This window comes from Sporosarcina obsidiansis, assembly GCF_009651005.1.
In the GTDB taxonomy this organism is placed as follows: Bacteria; Bacillota; Bacilli; order Bacillales_A; family Planococcaceae; genus Sporosarcina; species Sporosarcina obsidiansis.
Map to the genome: position 1 here is coordinate 34,054 of NZ_WHVW01000021.1, position 21,740 is coordinate 55,793.

The following is a 21,740-nucleotide window of genomic DNA, read 5'->3' on the forward strand; positions in this document are numbered from 1 at the left end:
CATGGTACTGGAATTACGAAAAGCGAAAAAGACGTTTGGAGAAGGCAATACACAAGTCGATGCGCTGAAAGAGACGAATTTCAAAGTCGAAAGAGGCGAATTGGTCGCAGTCATCGGCCCTTCTGGTTCAGGAAAAAGTACATTTCTAACGATTTCCGGTGGTCTGCAGGCGCCGAGTGAGGGCCAAGTGATCATCAACGGTAATGAATTGTCGAAGCTAAATGAAAAGCAACGGTCCAAAATTCGACTGCAAGAAATTGGTTTCATATTGCAAGCATCCAATTTAGTGCCGTTCTTGTCAGTCGACGAGCAACTCGAATTGCTGAATAAAGTGAAGAAAGGCAATATGCCAAAGGATGAACAGCGGCAACTGTACGAGGATTTAGGGATTACAAAGCTGAGCAAAAAGTATCCTTCTGATCTGTCGGGAGGGGAGCGACAACGTGTAGCGATCGCCAAGGCACTCTTTAGTAATCCATCGATTATTCTGGCGGATGAACCGACTGCTTCACTGGACTCGGATCGAGCGTTTGAAGTGATGGAGTTGTTACAGCATGAAACGAAATCTAAACAGACGGCTACCATTGTTGTGACGCATGATATTCGGCTGATCAAGTACTTTGATAAAGTCTATCAGATGACAGATGGCGTGTTGAGACTTGATCAAGAAGCGCAATGAACGTGTCCAAATAAAAAAGAACCCATCTGGATCACTATCGAGATGGGTTCTTTGCTATTGAATAGTTAAAAAATTTTGGTTCAATGGAATAGTGTTAAAACGGCATCCCAGTACTTGACGGGTTCCTTTAATTTCGTAATATAATATATACTAAATAAATAATGTAGGCCACGGCAAGCACCGATCCTTCACGCTTCCCAATTTTGAAACCGGACCTTGAGAAAATCAGTAGTACAACAGTCAGTACAATCATAAACACGACATCAATGAATACTTTATCGTTCACCGCTAATGGAGAAATTGTAGCCGAAGCACCAAGCACAAATAAGATGTTAAAAATATTACTTCCAACAATATTTCCAAGCGCAATTTCACTTTCTTTTTTCAATGCCGCTGAAATAGACGTGACAAGTTCAGGAAGAGATGTCCCTATTGCAATAATCGTGAGCCCCACCAATGTTTCACTCATGCCAAGAGAGTAGGCAATTTTCGTCCCATTATCTACTACCAAATCTCCTCCAAATATAATTGCAGCCAATCCTAGTATGGTAATTACTATATTTTTACCCCAGCTGATGTTCTTAGGTGCGGATTCGTTCACTGCATTCTTTCTGCTTTTTAGGCCAAGCTCAATAACATAATACATAAAAATGGAGAGGAACAGCAGGAAGATGAACCCATCACTGCGGGTAATCATGTTGCTGCTGAACCCCTGCAATGCAATGTCACTCATAAGAATAAGCAATGCCACACTTGCGAGTAAGGTAAAAGGGATTTCTTTTCTAATCGTCTCACTTTCAACCTTCAATGGATATAGAAAAGCAGCTATCCCTACCACGAGAGTAATATTGAAAATATTACTGCCAACTACGTTACCCACTGCAACATCAGCACTTCCTTCCAGTGCTGCAATAATACTGACAGTCGCTTCCGGAGAACTTGTCCCAAAAGCTACAATGGTTAACCCGATTAAAATAGGCGGCACCTGGAGCAGTCTTGCGATATTGGAAGATCCATCAACAAAAAAGCCAGCTCCTTTTATCAACAATGTAAATCCAACAAGTAATAAAATATAGGCCATTAGTATTTCCCCCCCTAACACATTCACGTGTTCTAACTATTATTTTCTGATCGCTTTAAATACATACCCTGTAATTATAGAATATAAAAGCGGATGTCGTAAAACCATTTCTATAAGGACCACTTATTTAATATGTACGCTCGATTATAAAATATTGGTCAGTGAATAAATGCCGATTCTTTCGCTTTGCACAATCGAGCGTCTCAATTTACACGCTAATTCTCTTGGAGTCGCCATCATCTCTGGAAAGGGGAAATGCGCGGTTCACGGCTTGTTTGGCACGGTGCGGTTGCTTTTTCGCTCGGTTCTCGTGAAGAATGGATCGGTTGTCCAGAAGTTTGGCGCACTCTAGTCAGACTTTCGCTCGGTGCCGCTTCACAGCCTTTAATCACTTGCGTTTTTCTTGCCTTTATCCGTTCGGTGGTACTCTGAAATCTGCACAACACGCACATTGCGAGTATCTAGCTCATGATAAATACCGCGGCTGTCGCAGAACGATACATACAGTCCGCGTTCATCGTGTACGAGTTGTTTCGCTTCCTCGAATGAATTTATATGGACAAATCGTCTGATATAGTGATTTTCGTCAAAAAAATACGTGATTTTAAACTCTTTCATTTGCCTAGCTCCTTTTCATCGTCATTCTGTGATATCCAGTGTAGGTCAGAAAAAAAGAATCCGCCAGTGAGACGGATTCTTAGAATAGAGTAGTCAGCCGAGTAAGCCTGCCGCGATTTTGCGTGCTTCGCTAACATCTTTCGTTCCATGTACAAGCATGCGACCATCGCGGAACAAGACGAGCCGATGGTTGTTGTATTCGCAGGATACGAGAAATGGATTATGGATCAAGTTCGAGACAGTACCCCGGACCGAGTCTGCAAATGGTGCGAGCTCAATTTGTCGGCTCTTCGGCCAAGTCAGTTGCACCGTGTCCCGTCCGCATAGTACTGCCGTCCGAACGACTTCGGTGGCTGATAAAAATGGAAAGGTAGGCTGATCAGAGCAACTTGGACAGCCAGATTTCTTCATGTTTTTTACGTTCATTGACGCTCGCTCACCTGACCATAAATCTGTAGATTCCAAGCGAGGTTCCATTTCGGCACCTGTTATATACTTCAGGAGCTCTGCCACTTGGCGTGCAGCTGTCGTCACGACAATGGGGCTGATCACACCAACGGTATCACAAGTCAAAGACTGCGGTGGCAAGGCTTCCAGCAGACAATGCAAGCATGGCTGACCCTCCGCCACGCCAATCGGGAACGTCACACCGTAACTGCCCACACAAGCACCCATGAAAAAGGGTATTCCTCCTAGCTGCAGGCAAGCATCATTTGCTAATAAACGAGTTTCGATATTATCCGTTCCGTCGAGCACGAGATGATGGCCTTCAACTAACTCCAACACATTTTCAGGTGTCACGTCCGCTACAACTCCGCGGATTTTCACATCCCCATTAATGGCTCGTAAACGTCTTTCTGCCGCAATTGCTTTCGGTAATTGATCCACGACATCTTGTTCTGCGTATAATTGTTGTCGGTGCAAATTGGTCCATTCCAGAATATCGCGATCCACAATCGTTAGTTCGCCCACGCCAGCACGTACGAGCATTTCAGCCCCAGAGGAACCTAGTGCACCTGCGCCAAGAACGAAAACTTTGGCTTCACGTATCCGTTGCTGACCTTCCGCTCCAATTGGTACAAACAATTCCTGTCGCGAATATTTTTCGATCAATTTGTTACTAGCCCTTCTAACGGACTGCTCGCCACGCCGTAATCTCTTACTGGCATCCGTCCCGCTTCGTAACCGAGACGACCTGCTTCAATTGCTAACTTCATTGCATGTGCCATTTTCACAGGATCTGCCGCTTCGGAGACGGCAGTGTTCAATAGCACCCCATCCGCACCAAGCTCCATCGCGAATGCTGCGTCTTTAGGAGAACCGATCCCCGCATCTACAATGACCGGCACAGGGGATTGTTCAATGATGAGTGATAAGTTTAGTGGATTTAGAATCCCTCTGCCTGATCCAATCGGTGCAGCGCCTGGCATGATCGCATGGACACCTAATTCACAAAGCTTCCGAGCCAACACGACATCATCTGACGTGTAAGGAAGAACGATGAATCCTTCTTCAAGCAGCATTTCAGATGCACACAACGTTTCCACAGGGTCAGGCAACAACGAACGGCTGCATCCAATAATTTCAACTTTGACCATGTCACATAATCCCGATGCTTTCGCTAGCTTTGCAATATGCACCGCTTCTTCCGCTGTACTTGCACCTGCTGTGTTCGGTAGCAATGTATAGCGCTCTAAATCTAATTGTTCTAAGAAGTTTGGCTGTGATGCTTCGAAAATATTCATGCGTCTTACAGCGAACGTCAAAATCTCTGCTTCCGACACTGCCACTGCCTTTTTTTGCGTCTCGAATGAAGGGTACTTCCCAGTTCCTAACAATAAACGTGAAGAAAATTCTTTATCTGAAATTCGTAACATATTCAACCGCCTCCAACAAAATGTATGATTTCAATTTGATCTTTGTCCATAATCGGTGCATCATAACAATCCTTCTGCAAAATCTCTTTATTCTTTTCTACGATCAAAATTCGATCGCCAAGTTGTAAGTGCTCCAATAAGTGCTGAACTGTTTTCACTTCAGGAACGATCGTATAAGACTTGCCATTCAAATCAATCGTTATATTCATTGAGTATCACTCCTTTTTCATTCATTGCATCTCGGTATCGTTTCACTGCATGCGCGGCATCTTCCTGGCGCAAAGGTGACAATATAGCTGTACCTGACACGTTGTTTTGCTGTAGGTCAGGTACATGATGCGGCTGGATTCCTCCGATTGCATAAACGGGGACTTGGCAAGAAGCGGTGATCGCAAATAACTCTTTTGTTCCGCGAGGAGTTTGTCCTTGCTTCGATGCAGTCTCGTAAAGATGACCGTACAGCAACCAATCTGCTCCCGCCATTTCTGCTTCTTTTGCTTCCACCAATGAATGTACTGAACAGCCGAATGACAGTGCAGGGTAGGAAGACTGTGCACTCCTGACAGACAGGCCATAGCCTGTTAGTTGAACTTTAGAAATAGACAACTTGTTTGCTACGTGAGGATTAGCATGCAATATGAGCTTATCGAGAGGGAAGTGGACAGCTGCAAGACACATAATTAATTCGGTCAGCTGTTCATCTGACTTAGACTTTTCCCTTAAGATAAATGCATCGATATACGGTTCTGTTTGCTGCAATTTGAGCAGGAGTTCTGGCACGGAATGTTGATCATCCGTCACACCGATCAGTTTCATTTGCTACTCCTTTCCAATAAAAAAACCACTTTCCTGAATCGGAAAGTGGTGGATGTGTCTATGGACATAAACATACTGAGCGTACGCCAAAGAAACTTGCCACTTCCCTCCGCAGGTACAAACCTGTTCAGGTAATAAGGGTTTCAGAGTCACACTCTTTTCTCAGTCCTTGTAAAGGATTCCCCTAATGGTCAAAATATTTAATTTTCAAGTACAGCATAGCACTTACAAGAATGAAAGAAAAGCAGTATGTTGAACTTTCTGAATGCTATACAAGTAATAAAGAGTCTAAATCGAGAATTTCTATAGTCATGGAACCTGTCTGTCGAATCCAGCCTTGTTCTTCGAGTACGCTTAATTTGCGGCTGATTGTTTCAGGAGTCGTGCCAAGATGAGAAGCCAGATCTTTGCGGCTCATCGGCAACTGGACCTTCAACTGTTGCTGTTCTTCCGACAAATCTGCCAGGTATAAGGAAAGGCGAGTTTCTGCTGATTCCATGGCGATTCTGGCAGCCCGCTGTTCTGTATCTGCAAGGCGGGCAGATAATTCCATCAGCATCCTCAATGAAATCTCAGGGTGGTCCTGCAAGAGTTGCTGCATCTCTTCTCGGTGGATAATGCACAGTTCTACCGCTTCCAATGTTTCTGCATAGGCATCATGAGGTTTCGCATCGAACAAGGAAAGTTCCCCGGTGAAACTACCAGGTTCTAGAATACGGACGAGTTGTTCCTTTCCGTTCTCTGACAGGCGGTACACTTTAATTCGCCCTTTATGCAAAATATATAAGCCTTCCGAATGGTCGCCGCTATGGTAAATCGTCTTACCGCGCGGATGACTTACGCTATGAGCAAGTTCGACAATTTGATCCATCTGCTGCTCATCCAAATGATTGAAGAGGGGGACGAATGACACGCAGGAACGATGATGGTCTTTCATGCCAAATTCACAATGCGACTTTTGATTCATCCGTTATCACCTCACGTTTATTTTGTTTCAATGGTTTGTCGCTAGTATAGCGTATTAACCGAATTGCGTTCAAGATGACAAGCAGTACGCTCACTTCGTGGACGAGCATGCCGGAAGCGAGGAAGACTTTGCCGAGCAGTACACCGAGCAGCAGTAGCATAACGGTTACGACTGCAAAGAATGTATTTTGCTTCATGTTCCGTACAGTCGTTTTTGCTAGCGCATAAGCATGGGAGAATTGATCGAGCCGGTCCGCCATCAAGACGATATCAGCAGTTTCCATCGCAATATCCGTTCCGCCTTCACCCATGGAAAGTCCGATATCTGCAGTAGCGATTGCAGGGGCATCGTTGATTCCATCGCCTGCCATAGCAACGCGATGTCCTTGTTCTTTCAGACGCTGGACGGCTGCCACTTTATCTTCAGGAAATAGTTCTGAATAAACTGCATCGAGACCCAGCTGTTCGCCTACAAGCTTTGCTGTGTAACGATTATCGCCTGTCAGCATGATGAGCTGTTTAATTCCATTCTTCCGCAATTTTGCAATTGCATCTGCGGCTTCCGGACGAATATTATCGGCAATGGAGATAATGCCTGCAATTTCCCGGGAAATACTAACAAATATCGCCGTATTTCCTTCTTTTTCACGCTTTGCAGCATAACTCTCTATTTCAGTATGAATCGGAATGGCTTGTGCTTCCATTAATTTACGATTGCCGATTGCGAGACGTTTTCCGTCAATTGTAGCCAAAATACCGTTGCCTTTGATGACTTCCGTATCTTTTGGCTGATTGGCTAAATGAATCGTGCGTTTCTTCGCTTCCCTAACGATGGTCTGTCCCAGATGATGTTCGGAAATCATTTCGGCTTCAGCTGTCAGACGTAGCAACTCTTCTTTCTCCATACCTATTACATGAATATCCGTCACTTCGGGGCGTCCTCTTGTCAGAGTGCCTGTTTTATCAAAAACGACAGTATCTATTTTCGCCAATTGTTCCATCACTTCACCGCCTTTGATTAAGACACCGTTTCTTGCGCCGTTTCCGATCCCAGCAACAATTGAGACAGGAGCGGAAATGACGAGTGCTCCCGGACATGCAATGACGAGGAATGTCAGTGTCATTTCGATGTTTCTAGTGAAAAGATAGACTAGTATAGAAAGCACGACAATGGAAGGAGTGTAGATATTGGCGAAGCGTTCCAAAAACTTTTCCGTTTTGGACTTGGTTTCCTGCGCTTCTTCCACTAATTCGATAATACGTGCGAATGTTGTATCATCACCCACTCTTTCAGCGTGTACTTCAATATAGCCTTGATCCACGATGGTACCGCTGAACACTTGATCCTCCAATGTTTTACTGGCGGGTACCGATTCGCCTGTAATGGCTGCTTCATTTAGATTTGCGCTGCCTGAAAGAATCTGGCCATCTACAGGAACTTTTTCACCTGAACGAATGATGACGCGATCGCCCAATTTCACATTATCTACCGGGATGGTCAATGTTTCGCCATCTCGCATTACTCGGGCTTCGAGGGGTGTTAAATCAGTCAGTGCTTTAAGAGAGGAACGTGTTTTTTCCATAGTGCGAATTTCGAGCATAGCACCGAATAAAAACAGGAATGTCACGGCGGCAGATTCGACGTACTCCCCAATGAATAAGGCACCGATGACGGCAATCGTGACGAGTAGCTCTATACTGAACGATTTCATTCGGATTGCTTTGAACGCTTTAATAGCGATTGGAGTTCCGGCAAGCAAAGTGGAAACAATCAATATCAGCTGGCGTGCATCATGCCATCCGCTTATGTGGAGCGCTATTGCAATTCCAAGAAGTATTGCTGAGATGGCGGTAATTTGTACGGTTTGTTTGGCATTCATGTGAATCTCTCCTTTTTACACGACTTTTTGACTGAGCACGGGATAACCGAGCTTTTCGACAAGTTCTTGCAGCTCACTGGCTGTTACGACAGCATCATCGAATTGGACACGTACTTTGTCTGAATGGAATAATACTTTCACTTGCTGGACTCCGTTAGTACCAGCCAAGGCATTTTCAATTTTTTTTACACATGACGGACAGCTGAACGGTTCCATTAAGAAAACTGCTTTTTTCATTGATCTCATCCTCTTTGTTTGTATTTGTTGACTTAAGTATAGGATGAATTCAGAAACTGTTCCTTGACCTTCATCAAGTTTTCCGTAAACTTTACTTTTTCTTCAGCGCAAAGTGCATTATACTTAAAAAGAAGAACATTATTCATGAAATGGGGAGAATCGTTCGTATGAAACTAACATATTCTGGTAAAACAAAAGACGTCTATCAATTGGAAGACGGCCACGTGCTATTGAAATTCAAGGATGATGTAACAGGAGAAGACGGTGTGTTTGATCCAGGTGCCAATACAGTTGGACTAACTATTGAAGGTGCAGGGAAATCGGGACTTCGCATGACGCAGTACTTTTTTGAGAAATTAGCAGAGCAGAATGTGCCAACACACTATATCAATGCTGATTTGGATGAAGTGACGATGACTGTCAAGCCTGCCACAGTCTTTGGTAAAGGACTAGAAGTGATTTGTCGATTCCGTGCGGTCGGAAGTTTTTTGCGTAGATATGGCGCGTATTGTTCAGAGGGACAAGCATTGGATGCATTCGTAGAAGTGACATTGAAGGACGATGATCGTCAAGATCCGCCAATTTCAAAAGACGGATTAGCTCAGTTAGGAATCTTGTCACATGAAGAATATGATGTGTTAAAACAATTGACAAAACAAATTTCAGAAATTGTTAAAGCAGAAATGGCCGATAATGGCTTAGACCTGTATGATATTAAGTTGGAATTCGGACGAGATCCTGAAGGAAGCATCATGTTAATCGATGAGATTTCAGGTGGAAATATGCGTGTTTACCAGGATGAAACGTACATCGCTCCAATGGATTTAGAAAAGATATTATTTTCATAAACAACAACCGGAAACGAAAAAAAGTTTCCGGTTTTTTAATTCCCTCTGAGGCTATATACTGATTGACCTTACGCGACTTTATTTTTTTATTAAATATATAAAATGATATATTTACTGTTGACAACGTTTTCATAGTTTCTTATAATTACAAACAGTGTCAGAGGAGACACATCGTTTGCTTCTTCACCAGTGTTTTGAGCGTTGGTTGGATGAATGCGTATGGTAGTGAATTCAAGATGATGAAAGTGTCTTTCATATCAGCTATTTTTCATGAACAAAAGCACCTAGCTTTTGTAAAGGCGCTCTTTTTTGCTCTTCATACCGCAAGGCAGAAAGTTAGCACCCTAGTAGCCAGTATCAATCTCCATTTGGCTTTTCTACGTAAGTACCCTTGCTATATCCACGAGATTCCTAGAAGAGGGATCTGCTGAGTATTTTCTCAGTCCTTAAAAAACCTCACCATGACTAATTTTCACTTTTGTTTGACGGGACCACGTTCTCGGGTAAGAAGTAAACATACATCTTAGAAATATTCAGAGAATGAACATTTGTGTAGTAGATGCAAATGACAAGATTTGGAGGAAACGATGTTTGCAGAATGAAGAGAAACGTTCAATTGCAGAACTAGATCCTGACGATGGCTATACTTTTCGCATTCCAACAGTGGAAGACGGCAAGTTGATATGGCAACTTATTAAAGACACCCAAGTACTCGATTTGAATTCTTCGTACAGTTATTTGCTGTGGGCCGATCAATTCAGTGATACGAGTATTGTAGTGGAGAAGAATGGGAAGATAGTAGGCTTCATATCTGGATTTATTCAGCCAAAAGCACAAGATACGTTGTTTATCTGGCAAGTGGCGGTTGATGAATCGGCACGCGGTCAACGTTTGGCTTCACGCATGTTGCAAGGCATTTTGCAGAGCCAATCATGTCGGAGAATTCGGTATTTGGAAGCGACTGTAACACCATCCAATATTCCCTCAACAAGGCTTTTTAAAGGTTTAGCGCGTGATTTGCAAACCGACTGCGTGATTACGGATGGCTATACAGAAGATCAATTCCCAAGCGGTGCACATGAATCGGAAAAACTGTTCCGCATAGGACCATTCTAATCAACGGACCGACTGCCGCAATTGGACATGGAAAATACTAATTTAAACGGAGGAATTAATTACACATGGTACTGACCAAAAGTCAGAAGGTAATGGAAGTATTTGAGAATCATGAGTCGCAAGTGAGAAGTTACAGCAGAAGTTTCCCAACTGTATTTGAACGAGCTAAAGGCTATAAGATGTGGGACACGGAAGGTAAGGAGTATATTGATTTCTTTGCCGGCGCCGGTGCTTTAAACTACGGCCATAATAATGACAAAATGAAAAAGAAGTTAATTGAGTATATCCAAGATGATGGAATCGCACATAGTTTGGATATGGGCACGACCGTCAGAAAAGAATTTCTTGAACGATTTAACGAAGTGATCTTAGAGCCGAGAAACATGAATTATAAGGTGATGTTTCCTGGACCTACCGGGACGAATACAGTGGAAAGTGCACTGAAAATTGCTCGCAAAGTGACAGGGCGCCAGAATGTCGTCAGCTTTACGAATGGGTTCCATGGTATGACGCTCGGTGCATTGTCAGTCACGGGTAATTCATTTAATCGCGGCGGAGCGGGTGTGCCACTAAATAATACGACGCCTATGCCGTTTGATACATTTTTGGAAGAAGGTCAGTCATTGACATTCCTCAAAAAGTATTTGGCTGATGCAAGTAGTGGCTTAGATTTGCCGGCTGCGATGATCTTGGAAACCGTGCAAGGTGAAGGCGGCATCAACCCCGCAAGTTTTAGTTGGTTGCGTGAAATTGAACGTCTCTGCCGTAACTACGATATCTTGCTGATTGTTGATGATGTGCAAGCAGGATGTGGTCGTACGGGCACATTCTTCAGTTTTGAACCAGCCGGCATCAAACCAGATATCGTTTGTCTGTCCAAATCAATTGGTGGCTATGGACTACCTTTAGCGTTGACGTTAATTAAGCCGGAATATGATGTGTTTGGTCCGGCCGAGCATAACGGAACATTCCGCGGCAACAACTTGGCTATTTTAGCAGCGACAGAAGCGTTAACGTATTGGGAAACAGATGAATTCGCTAAATCGGTACAAGAAAAATCCAAGCTCATCACAGAGCGTATGGAGACAATTGTCGAGGACTATCCTCAATTAAAAGCAACCACACGCGGTAGAGGTTTTATGCAGGGAATCGTCTGTGGGGAAGGCAAGGAAGACTATGCAGGGAAGATTTGTGCCAAAGCGTTTGAAAAAGGATTGATCATCGAGACCTCAGGACCAGATGGGGAAGTCGTCAAATTCCTCGGTTCATTGATTATAGATGAAAAGGGAATTCAAAAAGGGTTCGACATTTTAGAAGAAGCGATTGAAGAAGTCGTTCAGGATTAAGGAGGATTCGTAGTGATTGTACGTACGTTAGATGAAATTATAGGCAGTGAAAACGAAACGAAAGCAGAAACATGGTCCAGCCGCCGTTTCTTGCTGAAAAAAGATAATATGGGCTTTTCGTTCCACGAAACCATCATTTACGCTGGAACCGAAACGCATATTCATTACCAAAACCACTTGGAAGCTGTGTACTGTGTGGCAGGAGATGGAGAGATCGAAACGGTGGCAGACGGCAAAGTATATCCGATCCAAAATGGTACGATGTATGCCCTCAATGAACATGATGAACATTACTTGCGTGGTGGTAAGGAAGATATGCGCTTGATCTGTGTCTTCAATCCACCTGTTGTAGGTACGGAAACGCACGATGAGAATGGTGTCTATCCATTGCTGACGGATTAATTTATAAATTAAAGCTCTAAAGCAGGAAGTCTCCTGTTTTGGAGCTTTTTTATTTGCAACAAACATATAGCGATAGGCAGAGTTAGTCAAATCAGTTACTAATCGAGTAAAAAACATTGAAAGAAGGGTAGATCATCTAAATTTGATTTCACTGTTCGAGAATTTGGTACAGCCAAATAGAAGCTCAGTGAATAGTTCGCGGTGAACAGGCAAGAATGTACATATGAATAGACAAGGAGGCAATGAATTATGTGGAAATTATCTGGTGTCGTATTAGGAGCCGTTTTATTGACGGTGGGTTGTGGCGGAGCAAAAGATAAAGTACCTGTCAGCGGTAACGAGGATACGGTGGTGAGTCAAGAGGGGACAGCGGAACCGCAAATTGTGACGCCAATTATCAATACGGACGGTGACAAAATTGGAAAGGCGACGCTGAAGCAAGAAGATGGCGGTGTGTCGATTAAAGTAAAAGCATCTGGGCTGGAACCGGGCAAGCACGGTATTCATATTCATGAACATGGTGTGTGTACAGCTCCTGACTTTAAAGCATCTGCTGGCGGTCACTTCAACCCCACGAATAAAGAACATGGCTTTGACAACCCGAAAGGATACCATGCGGGAGATTTAGAAAATATAGAAGTAGATGAAGAAGGGAAAGTTAAAGCACGTATCACGACCGATCAAGTGACACTCCACAGCGGAAGGGACAATTCATTGCTCGATAACGATGGCTCAGCGCTTGTAATTCACGAGGGAGTAGATGACTATAAAACGGATCCTGCAGGGGATTCTGGAAAACCGTTTGCTTGTGCAGAAATTACGATGGATCAGTTGAAATAAAAAAATAGCGGCCTTCTCGTCAGACGAGGAGCCGCTTGTTTGTGTATTAGCAGAAAAAAACGCCCCTTCTTAAAGGAGCGTCTAAAAACTCATCGTACAATCGCGATAATACCTTCTTCGTCATCCAATTTCAGTTGGATTCCTGCTGCCATCGGATCCATGTCAAGATACTGTTCGATCCAAAGACGAAGTGCTTCAACCAGTCGTGTCGTATTCAAATGATGTACGTTGCCATTTAGCTCTGCTTCCGCTGAAAAACCATCGTCATCATCGTAAGCTAACTCGACTTCCACGTCATCTGGCATCGCGCGAGATTCTTTGGCAATCAAGACACATACGGCATTTGCCACGTCTTGTTCAACAATTATCTGCTGTTCCATTGGTTCATTTCCTCGTCTCGTTTACGTTGCTTATCTTTAAAGATTGTAAAAATCTTCCGTATCATTACGATGATAAATACGATCGCGAGTACATTGATCATCAAGCCGAGGATTGATCCAAGCATACCCATATTGGCAAATAAGCTACCGAATAATAGACCTGCTAATCCACCAACGAGTAGACCTTTCATCAAGCCGCCACCCATACCAGGTTTTGAAGTTTTACTTGCGGCTGCTTTATTGTCATTTTGATTTGTATTATCTTGTTTCTTTTCTGCTTTACTTGGTTGCACTTTATTTGGTGTGCTAAAGCTTTTCTTTCCAGATTTGTAGCCTCGTGCCTCTGCTGTGATCTGATCTTGGAAGATGATGTTCCCGATAGGCGACAGTACTAATACCGCAGCCAAGAAAAATGCAGCAAATTTTTTCAATTCGTATTCTCCTTTAAGGCTTAGTAAAGGCTCCTGTTATTTCTAAGGGCCTTCCTTATATTTTAATAGATATGAACTCATAAAGAAAGGAAACTCCCTTATTTAGCGAAGAAATTTTCGGTATAAAATGGCTGTTCTTTGTCATTGAAATCTACACCAATTCCTAAGAATTGATGTTCCCTTACCAAAATATTATCACGATGGCCTTTCGAGTTCATCAGTCCTTCGTGAGCGAAGATGCTGCTAGATTGTCCATACGCTAGGTTTTCACCTGCACTCACGAACTTGATCCCATCTTTTTTCATTCGATCGAACGGTGATTCACCCTGTAAATTTTCATGGCTGAAATAATCATGGGTTGCCATATCGATACTATGTTTACGGGCTGTTACTGATGCTTGGTCATCCCACGTCAGGATCGAACGGCCATGCCGCACTCTCGCTGCATTCGTCAAATCAAACAGCTGGATTTCAAAACCTTTTCGCATGGCATCATTTTTAGGCGCGTACAATGCGGTCTTGCGTTGCTCCAGTTGATCGGATATGAGCTGAACCGCCGTCACTGTATCTTGCTGATGCAGATCATAGAACACATACATATAGATCCCATCCGAATGAAAAATATCCATCCCTTCATTGTCTTGCAGCTTATAAATATTCGTGCCTTTACGGATTTCTGTAATTGGTTCTCCGAGGCTAGCTCGGACATCGGCTTTCGGTAAGCCGTATTCAATTCCTATTGAGGAAGAAATCAGCCGATCATTTGTATAAATCGCGTTCACTCGTCGCTTGATATCATAGGACAGCATGACGAAGTTTTGATAATTTTGATGAAACGTCAGCCATTCGGTTCCATATTCATTAACGGACTTGCGCATCGGTTCACCTAGTTCCGCTACTACTTCAGATTCTGGCGTACCGATTTCGATATTATGGATGGAAATGAACCCTTGCTTTGGTGTTTCGAGCGCAGGTTGTGCAACTTGTTCTGGAGCACTTGACTCTGCAGTTTTATTTGAAATGAACGCTACAACTTTTGTAATTGATTGTTTTGTATAAGCTAGCGCAGATTCAATCATTTCCTCATCAAGTACGGTTTCTACGCGCGCATCTAGGGGGTCGAGGAACGATAAATCCACGTATTCGGATACCGGACCTTCCCATAACGGCTTGGCTGCGTATAAAATCACAATGAGAAAGAGCAACTGAAAAAGGCGTTTTAACATGTGACACCCACTCCTCTATCTTATTGTACTCTTTTTCCGTCCTGGCAATACAGCGGAAACTATCGAATTGTTGAAATTTATCGTCCGAAGATGCTGTAAAAAGGGTATACTAAAAAAAGAATGGAAGTCTGGAAGGAGTGGGTGGCATGTTCGGTGGTTTGAGTAGTGTTCCTTCCTGGTTCTATGTAGTCGCATTTACAGTTATATTACTGCTTGTCCTGTTTATCGAATGGAAAACGAGATAACCATAGAATTTCAGAAGAAAGAAGGAATAGGATGTTAACATTTGAAGAGAAACAACAGATCATAGAGGAATTCCCGGAGCTAGTGAAAAAAGAAGTATCGATGAAACGCCTGAACTATCATTATGAAGAGTCACTTTTTGATAAAACAGTGGTTGTACAGCATTTGCATCCGAACGGTAATGGCTTTGTCTACGTTGCAGATGTAAAAGGTTATGAGCCAGATGAACGCGGATTGGTCAATATTCGGGAGTTCTCTGCGGACGAGCTCCGAAAGATCATCCGTGCATCAGTCGAAGGGCTTGCTACCGAAGCGCCTGAGGAAGAAGTAATCGAAGAGGTTTGGCAGCATCCCAATGGACAAAAGTTGACACTACTTGAGGAAGATAACTTTTTTAATGTCTACCACGGTTACAACTTAGAAGAAGGTTTTGGCGATTACGAAGAAGCGGCTAGCTATTTGAAGGAAGAAGGATTTTCAATCAAAACGAAATAAAGGCAATAGGAGTGAAAACGAATGAAAGGCAAAACAGTGGCGATTGGACTAGTCATTTTTGTCCTCGTGGTAGTGGCCGCTATTTATTTTATGGTCATGGCTACCTTTAAGAATAATCCTACGCAAAAAAATCACCAATCTACCGAAAATCAGTCGTATATCGAGCCTGGCACATTTGGCTGGCAATAAGGATTAAAAACAGAAAGGCTATCATAGAAAGTCAGTGAAAAATGACTTTCTACGATAGCTTTTTGTTCATTTATGTGTTGCGATCTTTTGCTGGCGCTCATAAATTGCAGCAGTCGCTCATAAACACCAGTCAAGCGCTCATAGACATCCTATAATCGATCATAGAAACTCTATCACCGCTCATAAACCTTGTCGTAAGATTACTCACTGATTCCGTGAACGATACAAACCTTTCCCGAACGGCAGCCACCAATTCCATTTCCCAAACAATTTCATTAGACTGGGTACGAGCAATAGTCGAATAATTGTCGCGTCGATAGCTACGGCAATCGCAATACCGACCCCAATTTGCTTCACAGGCATGACATCCGTAAAGGCAAATGCACCAGTCAGCACGATCATAATAAGTGCAGCTGACGTAATCACTTTACTCGTCGTCGCTAACCCTTCCACCGTCGATTTATCATTATCAAATGAATAGGAAAATTCCTCTTGCATCCGTGAAATTAAGAACACTTCGTAGTCCATACTCAACCCGAAGACTAGACTGAACACAATGACGGGAATAATCAACGCAACTGTTCCTGGGTGCAAGCCAAAATGGCCATACTGGAAAATATATACGAGTATTCCAAACGTAGCTGACAGACCTAGGATATTCATCAGGATCGCTTTGATCGGAATGATCAAGGAGCGGAAAGCGATCATTAGAATGAAAAATGTAGAGACGACAATGATCAACAAGACATAGACGATATGATCGGCAATCTCATCAAAAATCTCCTGATTGAAACGTGGTTCACCGCCGATTAATAAATTCCAGTCCGTTTTTTTAGCCGACCAATCCCGGACCCAATCTTGTGCTTCATTGGAACTGCCTGCTGCCCGTAATGTAACGGGAACGAGCAATTTCTCACCATCCGTAAAATTCTCTATCAGGGGACTCAACTGCTCTTCCATACCCGGTGCCAACATCGATTGTTCCCATTGATCAGGCGTATCGATGCTGCTTTCTGTGAAAATGGTAGATACGTTGTTCACAAGTGGGTCTTTCGTTAATTGGTCTTCAAGCCGTTTCATTTCTTTTAGTCCATCGGCATCTTTCCAACCGTCTGAACGTTCAGCCAACAAGAAGACCGTGCTTTCATTATCCAAACTAAACGTTTCCTGCATCTTTTCGAAAGCAAGTCGCGTATCAAATGTTTCAGGCAACGAATCGATCTGTGGAATGGTCAACTCCATATTTTTTACTGGTATAAGTGCAACTGCCAATAAAATAAAGGCGATTAGCGCGATCGAAATAGGTCGTTTAATCACCGCATTGGCAAACTTCCGCCACCCATTTGCTTCTTCACCTCGATCCTTCAACAATCTACCTTTATGGATGCGTTCACCAAGCAGTAGCAGCACAGAAGGTAGTAAAGTTAAAGAGGAAATGACCGCCATACCGACAACAATCATACCGCCGAGTGCAATGTTTTCGAAAATATCGACTTGGATCAGCAACATTGCGCCGAGCCCAATGAACACACAGACAGCGGAAAAGATGATTGAACGTCCCGCCGTGCGGATGGTCATCATGACGGACTCTTCCGTACTCCGATTCTTCAGTTCTTCTCGATAGCGGCTAATGAACAGCAACGCAAAATCAATACTGAGCGCCAATCCGAGCATCGGTACAATATTTAGTACGAAAATAGATAAATCCACTTGATTGCCAAGTAATGTGAGTACGCCAAGTGAAGAAACTACTGTGCCGATACCGACCAACAAAGGAACGATAGAAGCAACAAGCGTGCCAAACGCGAACAGCAGAACAATAATGGCAATTGGCAAACCGATCGCTTCTGCAGTCATCAAGTCGCGCTGGCTCGCTTTATTGACGTCGTGTTCAAATGCGCCTCCACCAGTCAACGTAATCCCGCTTTCGTTATCGAGAGAAGCGCGAATGTCGTCTACCACTTGTGGCATATCCTCTGGTTCTTCAGTAAATTGCAGCATTGCATAGGAAAAGTCGTCCGTATACTGATCCTTTTCCGTCAAGGGAGACACAATTTCTGAAGTGATACCAAGTGAATCCAATGAGGAGAGTGTCGATTCAATTTGATCGTCCGTCTTCTCGTCAAACACTACAAATAACGTCTCCGCAGGCAAGCCGAAGTCCTCTGACACAATTTTCATGACTTTCTCATGTTCACCATCTACTCGAAATCCATCACCTGCTAATAAACCTGGCAACTGAATCGCGAAGTAGGTCATCACGCCGAACAGCAAAATCCAAAAAGCTAGCAACCATTTATAGGACGTTGTCACAAACTTAGCAAATCTATGCAATCCAATTCCTCCTGTCTTGTATGTCGATATATGTATAAAATTCAGGGTTACCGTAGTAGTGGTATGTTTATCATAACGAAGAATTAGATAGATGTCTTGCTGGAATTGGTGAAAAAGGCATAAAAAAACCACTTCCTAAAAGGAAGTGGTTTGTAAGGTTAAATTAGTTTTTAGTAACGTTAGTTGCTTGAAGTCCGCGTTGTCCTTGTTCGATTTCGAAAGACACGTCTTGACCTTCTTCAAGAGTTTTGAACCCGTCGCCTTGGATAGCGGAGAAGTGTACGAATACATCGTCGCCATCTTCACGTTCGATGAAGCCATAACCTTTTTCTGCGTTAAACCATTTTACTTTACCTTGTTCCATGTTTGTTTCCTCCTCGTGCACACTCGTGTACACATTGTATTACTATCCTTGCTCAATTCTTGAAAACGGTCGAGATAAAATCGTAGACCAACGTCGAACAAAAATAATTCTTCTTTATCATAACAGGAAATATCATACATTGCAAGATAAAAGATTACATGAAATGAGCCAGCGTCTAAACGCTAGCTCATTCACATAATAAACTTCATCAGTTGGTGAAGTATTTGATAAACAATCGCTGCAACCAGTGCAGAAATCGGCATCGTAATGACCCATGTCAACACAATTTTCTGAGCCACGCCCCATTTCACGCCTTTTAATCGCTGTGCAGATCCGACCCCCATAATGGATGACGAGATGACATGCGTTGTACTGACAGGTAAATGAAGGAGTGTTGCACTAAAAATGATGGCAGCAGAGTTCAAGTCTGCCGCAATACCATGGATTGGACGAATCTTCATTATTTTTCCGCCAACGGTCTTAATGATCTTATAACCACCTATTGATGTTCCAATTCCCATCGCAGTGGCGGCCGCAATCCGTACCCAAAGTTGAATATCATCGGAGGTCTGCAAATTTGCCGCAATAAGAGCCATCGTAATAATCCCCATCGCTTTTTGCGCATCATTTGTCCCGTGGGTAAATGATTGAATCGCAGCAGTTCCAATTTGCATGTATCGAATCCGTTTATTCGCCTTGAACAAATTACGATTCTTTAATACCGCTCTCAGCAGGGTCATTACAATAAAACCTCCGACCAACGCAATAATCGGTGAAAGAATGAGCGCTTGAATAATCTTGATAAAACCGCTGTAATTCAGAATACCAAAACCAGCAGCGGAAATAGCAGCGCCTGCAATAGAACCGATCAAGGCATGAGAAGAACTGGAAGGAATGCCGAAATACCAAGTCACCAAGTTCCAGATGATAGCGGAAACGAGTGCAGCCAGAATCACAAGCGAACCGTTTTCTAATAAAAAAGGATCGACAATATCTTTCGTAATGGTTTTGGCCACGCCAGTGAATGTCAGTGCCCCCACGAAGTTCATCGTAGCCGCCATCATGATCGCGGTACGGGGCTTCAACGCCCGAGTGGACACGGATGTAGCAATCGCGTTGGCTGTGTCGTGAAAACCATTAATGAAGTCGAATGCCAAGGCAAATACAACGACGAGAATGGTCAATATGAGAATGATGTCCATCAATTGTTACTCCTCACGCGTTACGCATTATGATTGTTTCAATGGTATTGGCCACATCTTGGCAATGATCTGCGATATCTTCTAGCAATTCATACAGATCTTTAAACTGAATAATGCGGATCGGGTCTTTTTCTCGAATGAACAATTGCTTGATCGACGTCCGAAGTACCTCATCACAAATCCGTTCATGCTCCTTAATTTGCACGGCATGTGTTCGCATTTCAACTAGCTTTTTCTTCGTCAGCAACTCCATCGCCTTAACGATTTCGTCCGTACTCTTGACAATGTTGAGCATGAATTTCTGCATGTATTCATCCACTTCAATAAGAGAAAACATTTCAAGGTTTCCAAGGAAATGCTCAATCCCATCTAAAATATCATCCATTTTGATGGCGAGCTGTAATATATCTTCTCGTTCAATAGGTGTCATGAACGATGTGTTTAATTTCGTGATCAATTCATGAATTAGCGTGTCACCCGCGGTCTCATAGGCTTTCATTTGAATACTGACTTCTTTTAAATCAGCAATTGTGTGCACCTTGAAGTCATCCGCATAATGTAAGGCTTCCTGAACATGCTTTGCAATGTCCAATAAAGCTGTAAAAAATGGATCGGGTTTGCGTGGGCTTAACATGTAATGTTCCTCCATCCAATGTTGGATTTGATAGTTTACTTATCATACCAAAAGTTTTATATAAAAAGATAGCGAATTGTGTAGGATTTTGGTGATTTTTGCGCAGAACTTCAGAAAATCTTAAGAAACATCCTTATGATTCCTTAAGAAGCGATTTATATACTGAAAGTAGCAAAGTCAATAGGAGGAAACGATGTTGATTACTGTAGAAAATATAAATCATTCATTTGCGATCGGAAGAAAAGGTAAAGAAACGCATGTGCCCGTGTTGAAGCGTATTTCATTTTCGATACGGCAAGGAGAAATCGTCTCGATTGTCGGAAGAAGTGGCTCTGGCAAGTCAACGCTACTTCATATATTGGCGGGGTTTTTAAAGCCGGACAGCGGAGAAATCGTCGTGAAGGATACAGTTACTTCGACGTTTACGGAACAGCAAAGTGCCCAGTTCCGGCTGGAGAATTTCGGCTTCATTTTTCAAAACTTTCAGCTCATGCCTGGTTTGACGGCATTCGAAAATGTAGAATTGCCCCTTAAGTTAAAAGGGATGAACCGCCACCAGCGAAAAGACAAGGTCAAGCAGCTAATGAAACATGTCGGCCTTCATTCCGTGCAAGATCATTATCCAAATGAATTATCAGGAGGCCAACAGCAGCGAGTGAGTATTGCTCGGGCGTTAATCACCGATCCACCGATCATTTTTGCGGACGAACCGACCGGTAGCTTGGATTCGGAGACCGAACAGGAAGTATTACAGCTCATTCAAACGCTCAATGACACACTCGGCATCACGTTTGTCATCATTACACACGATGATGAAGTCGCACGAACAGCTAGTCGGATGTATCGGATGCACGACGGGATCTTGACGGAAGAAGGTGTGCCCAATGCAGTTTAAAGATCAGATCGATTTTATTCGTCAACATATTAAGAAGAATAAACTACGTGTTTTCATGACCGTTCTCGCTGCTACGATGGGGACTGCGTTTCTCATCGTTCTGGCATCTGTCGGATTCGGGATTCACGATACGCTGCGTAATGAAATGCTGGATAATCGCCTGGTTACGCAAATTGAGGTGTATTCTGGAGATGTAGATGCTAAGAAAGCGGAAGAGATGAAAGGAATGGACCATGTCAAAGCTGTCGTCATGCATCAGGGAGCGAATGCGCTACAGCGAGCGTCTCTTGAACAGTATTCATCGTATGGAAATTTGCTCGTAACGGATTTCGAAGAAGAGGCGAAAGTCGGTTTCGCTTTAGAAGAAGGACGACTACCGAAACATGCTCATGAAGTCATAGTGGGGAATGGATTCGCTGAAAGTTTGATTGATGAACAGGCGGCTGAGAAACTAGCTGCAGCGGTTCCCGCAGATTCACAGGAAGAGCCAGAAATTCCTTCTTACAAAGGGGAGTTAATAGGCAAGAAAATTACTTATCAGCTTGGAGATTACAGCAATGGAGAGTTTTATGATGATAAAACCGAGTTGACCATTGTCGGTATAGCCAAAAAACCGTCTAAAGACTGGGTGGTGGACAATA

26 protein-coding genes and 1 riboswitch are annotated in these 21,740 nt (G+C 43.2%); of the genes, 10 read left to right on the top strand and 16 right to left on the bottom strand.

From position 1 onward, the window contains the following. Position 1: 1 nt before the first annotated feature. Positions 2-679, top strand: coding sequence for an ABC transporter ATP-binding protein (locus tag GD002_RS14620; RefSeq protein WP_153733105.1), 678 nt, complete (start codon positions 2-4; stop codon positions 677-679). A 127-nt stretch (positions 680-806) separates the two neighbouring features. Here the strand turns inward: GD002_RS14620 and GD002_RS14625 are convergent, their stop codons facing one another. The 9 genes from GD002_RS14625 to GD002_RS14665 all read right to left on the bottom strand — a co-directional run bounded on the left by GD002_RS14625 (position 807) and on the right by GD002_RS14665 (position 8,154). Beyond that, positions 807-1,760, bottom strand: coding sequence for a calcium/sodium antiporter (locus GD002_RS14625; RefSeq protein WP_153733106.1), 954 nt, complete (start codon positions 1,758-1,760; stop codon positions 807-809). 384 nt (positions 1,761-2,144) lie between these two features. After that, a complete protein-coding gene (locus GD002_RS14630) occupies positions 2,145-2,378 on the bottom strand; it encodes a hypothetical protein (protein WP_153733107.1) in 234 nt (77 codons plus the stop codon). Between the two features lie 93 nt (positions 2,379-2,471). Then, complete coding sequence (locus GD002_RS14635; protein ID WP_153733108.1) at positions 2,472-3,491, bottom strand: ThiF family adenylyltransferase; 1,020 nt, start codon at positions 3,489-3,491, stop codon at positions 2,472-2,474. Next, on the bottom strand, positions 3,488-4,261 hold the full coding sequence (locus GD002_RS14640; protein ID WP_194841623.1) for a thiazole synthase: 774 nt from the start codon (positions 4,259-4,261) through the stop codon (positions 3,488-3,490). The genes GD002_RS14635 and GD002_RS14640 overlap by 4 nt, the downstream gene beginning before the upstream one ends. Next, complete coding sequence (gene thiS / locus GD002_RS14645; protein WP_408020097.1) at positions 4,258-4,458, bottom strand: sulfur carrier protein ThiS; 201 nt, start codon at positions 4,456-4,458, stop codon at positions 4,258-4,260. The genes GD002_RS14640 and thiS overlap by 4 nt, the downstream gene beginning before the upstream one ends. Further along, complete coding sequence (locus tag GD002_RS14650) at positions 4,448-5,071, bottom strand: thiamine phosphate synthase (protein WP_153733111.1); 624 nt, start codon at positions 5,069-5,071, stop codon at positions 4,448-4,450. The genes thiS and GD002_RS14650 overlap by 11 nt, the downstream gene beginning before the upstream one ends. An 87-nt stretch (positions 5,072-5,158) precedes the next feature. Next, positions 5,159-5,267, bottom strand: a riboswitch (TPP riboswitch). Between the two features lie 72 nt (positions 5,268-5,339). Continuing rightward, the gene (locus GD002_RS14655; RefSeq protein WP_153733112.1) at positions 5,340-6,038 is read right to left on the bottom strand and encodes a Crp/Fnr family transcriptional regulator; all 699 of its coding nucleotides are present in this window, start codon (positions 6,036-6,038) and stop codon (positions 5,340-5,342) included. After that, positions 6,016-7,917, bottom strand: a complete 1,902-nt coding sequence (locus tag GD002_RS14660) for a heavy metal translocating P-type ATPase (RefSeq protein WP_153733113.1) — start codon at positions 7,915-7,917, stop codon at positions 6,016-6,018. Before GD002_RS14660 ends, GD002_RS14655 begins: the two co-directional genes overlap by 23 nt. 15 nt (positions 7,918-7,932) lie before the next feature. Continuing rightward, positions 7,933-8,154 (bottom strand): heavy-metal-associated domain-containing protein, encoded by a 222-nt coding sequence (locus tag GD002_RS14665; protein WP_153733114.1) that lies wholly within the window; start codon positions 8,152-8,154, stop codon positions 7,933-7,935. A gap of 167 nt (positions 8,155-8,321) precedes the next feature. On the opposite strand from GD002_RS14665, the gene GD002_RS14670 reads away from it, so the two are divergent. The 5 genes from GD002_RS14670 (at position 8,322) to GD002_RS14690 (ending at position 12,706) form a co-directional block, all read left to right on the top strand. Then, complete coding sequence (locus GD002_RS14670; RefSeq protein ID WP_153733115.1) at positions 8,322-9,002, top strand: phosphoribosylaminoimidazolesuccinocarboxamide synthase; 681 nt, start codon at positions 8,322-8,324, stop codon at positions 9,000-9,002. 591 nt (positions 9,003-9,593) lie between these two features. Next, a complete protein-coding gene (ectA, locus tag GD002_RS14675; protein WP_228548393.1) occupies positions 9,594-10,118 on the top strand; it encodes a diaminobutyrate acetyltransferase in 525 nt (174 codons plus the stop codon). A 65-nt stretch (positions 10,119-10,183) separates the two neighbouring features. Continuing rightward, positions 10,184-11,464: a diaminobutyrate--2-oxoglutarate transaminase gene (gene ectB / locus GD002_RS14680; RefSeq protein WP_153733117.1), complete on the top strand. Its 1,281-nt coding sequence runs from the start codon at positions 10,184-10,186 to the stop codon at positions 11,462-11,464. Positions 11,465-11,476: 12 nt separating this feature from the next. Beyond that, complete coding sequence (locus GD002_RS14685) at positions 11,477-11,866, top strand: ectoine synthase (protein ID WP_153733118.1); 390 nt, start codon at positions 11,477-11,479, stop codon at positions 11,864-11,866. Positions 11,867-12,115: 249 nt separating this feature from the next. Next, positions 12,116-12,706 carry a superoxide dismutase family protein gene (locus GD002_RS14690; protein WP_153733119.1) on the top strand — a complete coding sequence of 197 codons (591 nt, stop codon included), beginning with the start codon at positions 12,116-12,118 and terminating at the stop codon, positions 12,704-12,706. An 89-nt stretch (positions 12,707-12,795) separates the two neighbouring features. Here GD002_RS14690 and GD002_RS14695 read toward each other — a convergent pair whose 3' ends face one another. The 3 genes from GD002_RS14695 to GD002_RS14705 all read right to left on the bottom strand — a co-directional run bounded on the left by GD002_RS14695 (position 12,796) and on the right by GD002_RS14705 (position 14,743). Then, a complete protein-coding gene (locus GD002_RS14695; RefSeq protein ID WP_153733120.1) occupies positions 12,796-13,086 on the bottom strand; it encodes a DUF2653 family protein in 291 nt (96 codons plus the stop codon). Beyond that, positions 13,071-13,517, bottom strand: coding sequence for a hypothetical protein (locus GD002_RS14700; RefSeq protein ID WP_153733121.1), 447 nt, complete (start codon positions 13,515-13,517; stop codon positions 13,071-13,073). Before GD002_RS14700 ends, GD002_RS14695 begins: the two co-directional genes overlap by 16 nt. Positions 13,518-13,615: 98 nt before the next feature. Continuing rightward, entirely contained in the window at positions 13,616-14,743 is a 1,128-nt protein-coding gene (locus GD002_RS14705; protein WP_153733122.1) for a CAP domain-containing protein, read from the bottom strand. Positions 14,744-15,019: 276 nt separating this feature from the next. Here GD002_RS14705 and GD002_RS14710 point away from each other — a divergent pair, with 276 nt between their 5' ends. Beyond that, positions 15,020-15,481, top strand: coding sequence for a hypothetical protein (locus tag GD002_RS14710; RefSeq protein WP_153733123.1), 462 nt, complete (start codon positions 15,020-15,022; stop codon positions 15,479-15,481). 21 nt (positions 15,482-15,502) lie between these two features. Further along, a complete protein-coding gene (locus tag GD002_RS14715; protein ID WP_153733124.1) occupies positions 15,503-15,670 on the top strand; it encodes a hypothetical protein in 168 nt (55 codons plus the stop codon). Positions 15,671-15,874: 204 nt separating this feature from the next. On the opposite strand, the gene GD002_RS14720 is transcribed toward GD002_RS14715, so the two are convergent. From GD002_RS14720 to GD002_RS14735, 4 genes are all read right to left on the bottom strand, one after another. Then, positions 15,875-18,004 (bottom strand): MMPL family transporter, encoded by a 2,130-nt coding sequence (locus GD002_RS14720; protein ID WP_153733125.1) that lies wholly within the window; start codon positions 18,002-18,004, stop codon positions 15,875-15,877. Between the two features lie 163 nt (positions 18,005-18,167). Beyond that, the gene (locus tag GD002_RS14725) at positions 18,168-18,368 is read right to left on the bottom strand and encodes a cold-shock protein (RefSeq protein ID WP_009766462.1); all 201 of its coding nucleotides are present in this window, start codon (positions 18,366-18,368) and stop codon (positions 18,168-18,170) included. A gap of 191 nt (positions 18,369-18,559) precedes the next feature. Further along, positions 18,560-19,570 carry an inorganic phosphate transporter gene (locus GD002_RS14730; protein WP_153733126.1) on the bottom strand — a complete coding sequence of 337 codons (1,011 nt, stop codon included), beginning with the start codon at positions 19,568-19,570 and terminating at the stop codon, positions 18,560-18,562. 13 nt (positions 19,571-19,583) lie between these two features. Continuing rightward, the gene (locus GD002_RS14735; protein WP_153733127.1) at positions 19,584-20,204 is read right to left on the bottom strand and encodes a DUF47 domain-containing protein; all 621 of its coding nucleotides are present in this window, start codon (positions 20,202-20,204) and stop codon (positions 19,584-19,586) included. 196 nt (positions 20,205-20,400) lie between these two features. Between GD002_RS14735 and GD002_RS14740 the strand changes: the two genes are divergently transcribed. Next, on the top strand, positions 20,401-21,099 hold the full coding sequence (locus GD002_RS14740) for an ABC transporter ATP-binding protein (protein ID WP_194841625.1): 699 nt from the start codon (positions 20,401-20,403) through the stop codon (positions 21,097-21,099). Then, positions 21,089-21,740, top strand: a 652-nt coding sequence (locus GD002_RS14745) for an ABC transporter permease (RefSeq protein ID WP_194841624.1), incomplete at its 3' end; no start/stop codon positions are given. The genes GD002_RS14740 and GD002_RS14745, both read left to right, overlap by 11 nt.

Excerpts from the sequence above, each read along its gene's own strand:
- GD002_RS14725 (WP_009766462.1), bottom strand. The coding sequence starts at position 18,368 with ATGGAACAAGGTAAAGTAAAATGGTTTAACGCAGAAAAAGGTTATGGC.
- GD002_RS14665 (WP_153733114.1), bottom strand. The coding sequence starts at position 8,154 with ATGAAAAAAGCAGTTTTCTTAATGGAACCGTTCAGCTGTCCGTCATGT.
- GD002_RS14650 (WP_153733111.1), bottom strand. The coding sequence starts at position 5,071 with ATGAAACTGATCGGTGTGACGGATGATCAACATTCCGTGCCAGAACTC.
- GD002_RS14660 (WP_153733113.1), bottom strand. The coding sequence starts at position 7,917 with ATGAATGCCAAACAAACCGTACAAATTACCGCCATCTCAGCAATACTT.
- GD002_RS14620 (WP_153733105.1), top strand. The coding sequence starts at position 2 with ATGGTACTGGAATTACGAAAAGCGAAAAAGACGTTTGGAGAAGGCAAT.
- GD002_RS14670 (WP_153733115.1), top strand. The coding sequence starts at position 8,322 with ATGAAACTAACATATTCTGGTAAAACAAAAGACGTCTATCAATTGGAA.
- GD002_RS14690 (WP_153733119.1), top strand. The coding sequence starts at position 12,116 with ATGTGGAAATTATCTGGTGTCGTATTAGGAGCCGTTTTATTGACGGTG.
- GD002_RS14710 (WP_153733123.1), top strand. The coding sequence starts at position 15,020 with ATGTTAACATTTGAAGAGAAACAACAGATCATAGAGGAATTCCCGGAG.
- GD002_RS14705 (WP_153733122.1), bottom strand. The coding sequence starts at position 14,743 with ATGTTAAAACGCCTTTTTCAGTTGCTCTTTCTCATTGTGATTTTATAC.
- GD002_RS14715 (WP_153733124.1), top strand. The coding sequence starts at position 15,503 with ATGAAAGGCAAAACAGTGGCGATTGGACTAGTCATTTTTGTCCTCGTG.
- GD002_RS14735 (WP_153733127.1), bottom strand. The coding sequence starts at position 20,204 with ATGTTAAGCCCACGCAAACCCGATCCATTTTTTACAGCTTTATTGGAC.
- ectB (WP_153733117.1), top strand. The coding sequence starts at position 10,184 with ATGGTACTGACCAAAAGTCAGAAGGTAATGGAAGTATTTGAGAATCAT.
- GD002_RS14655 (WP_153733112.1), bottom strand. The coding sequence starts at position 6,038 with ATGAATCAAAAGTCGCATTGTGAATTTGGCATGAAAGACCATCATCGT.
- GD002_RS14625 (WP_153733106.1), bottom strand. The coding sequence starts at position 1,760 with ATGGCCTATATTTTATTACTTGTTGGATTTACATTGTTGATAAAAGGA.
- GD002_RS14695 (WP_153733120.1), bottom strand. The coding sequence starts at position 13,086 with ATGGAACAGCAGATAATTGTTGAACAAGACGTGGCAAATGCCGTATGT.
- GD002_RS14730 (WP_153733126.1), bottom strand. The coding sequence starts at position 19,570 with ATGGACATCATTCTCATATTGACCATTCTCGTCGTTGTATTTGCCTTG.
- GD002_RS14630 (WP_153733107.1), bottom strand. The coding sequence starts at position 2,378 with ATGAAAGAGTTTAAAATCACGTATTTTTTTGACGAAAATCACTATATC.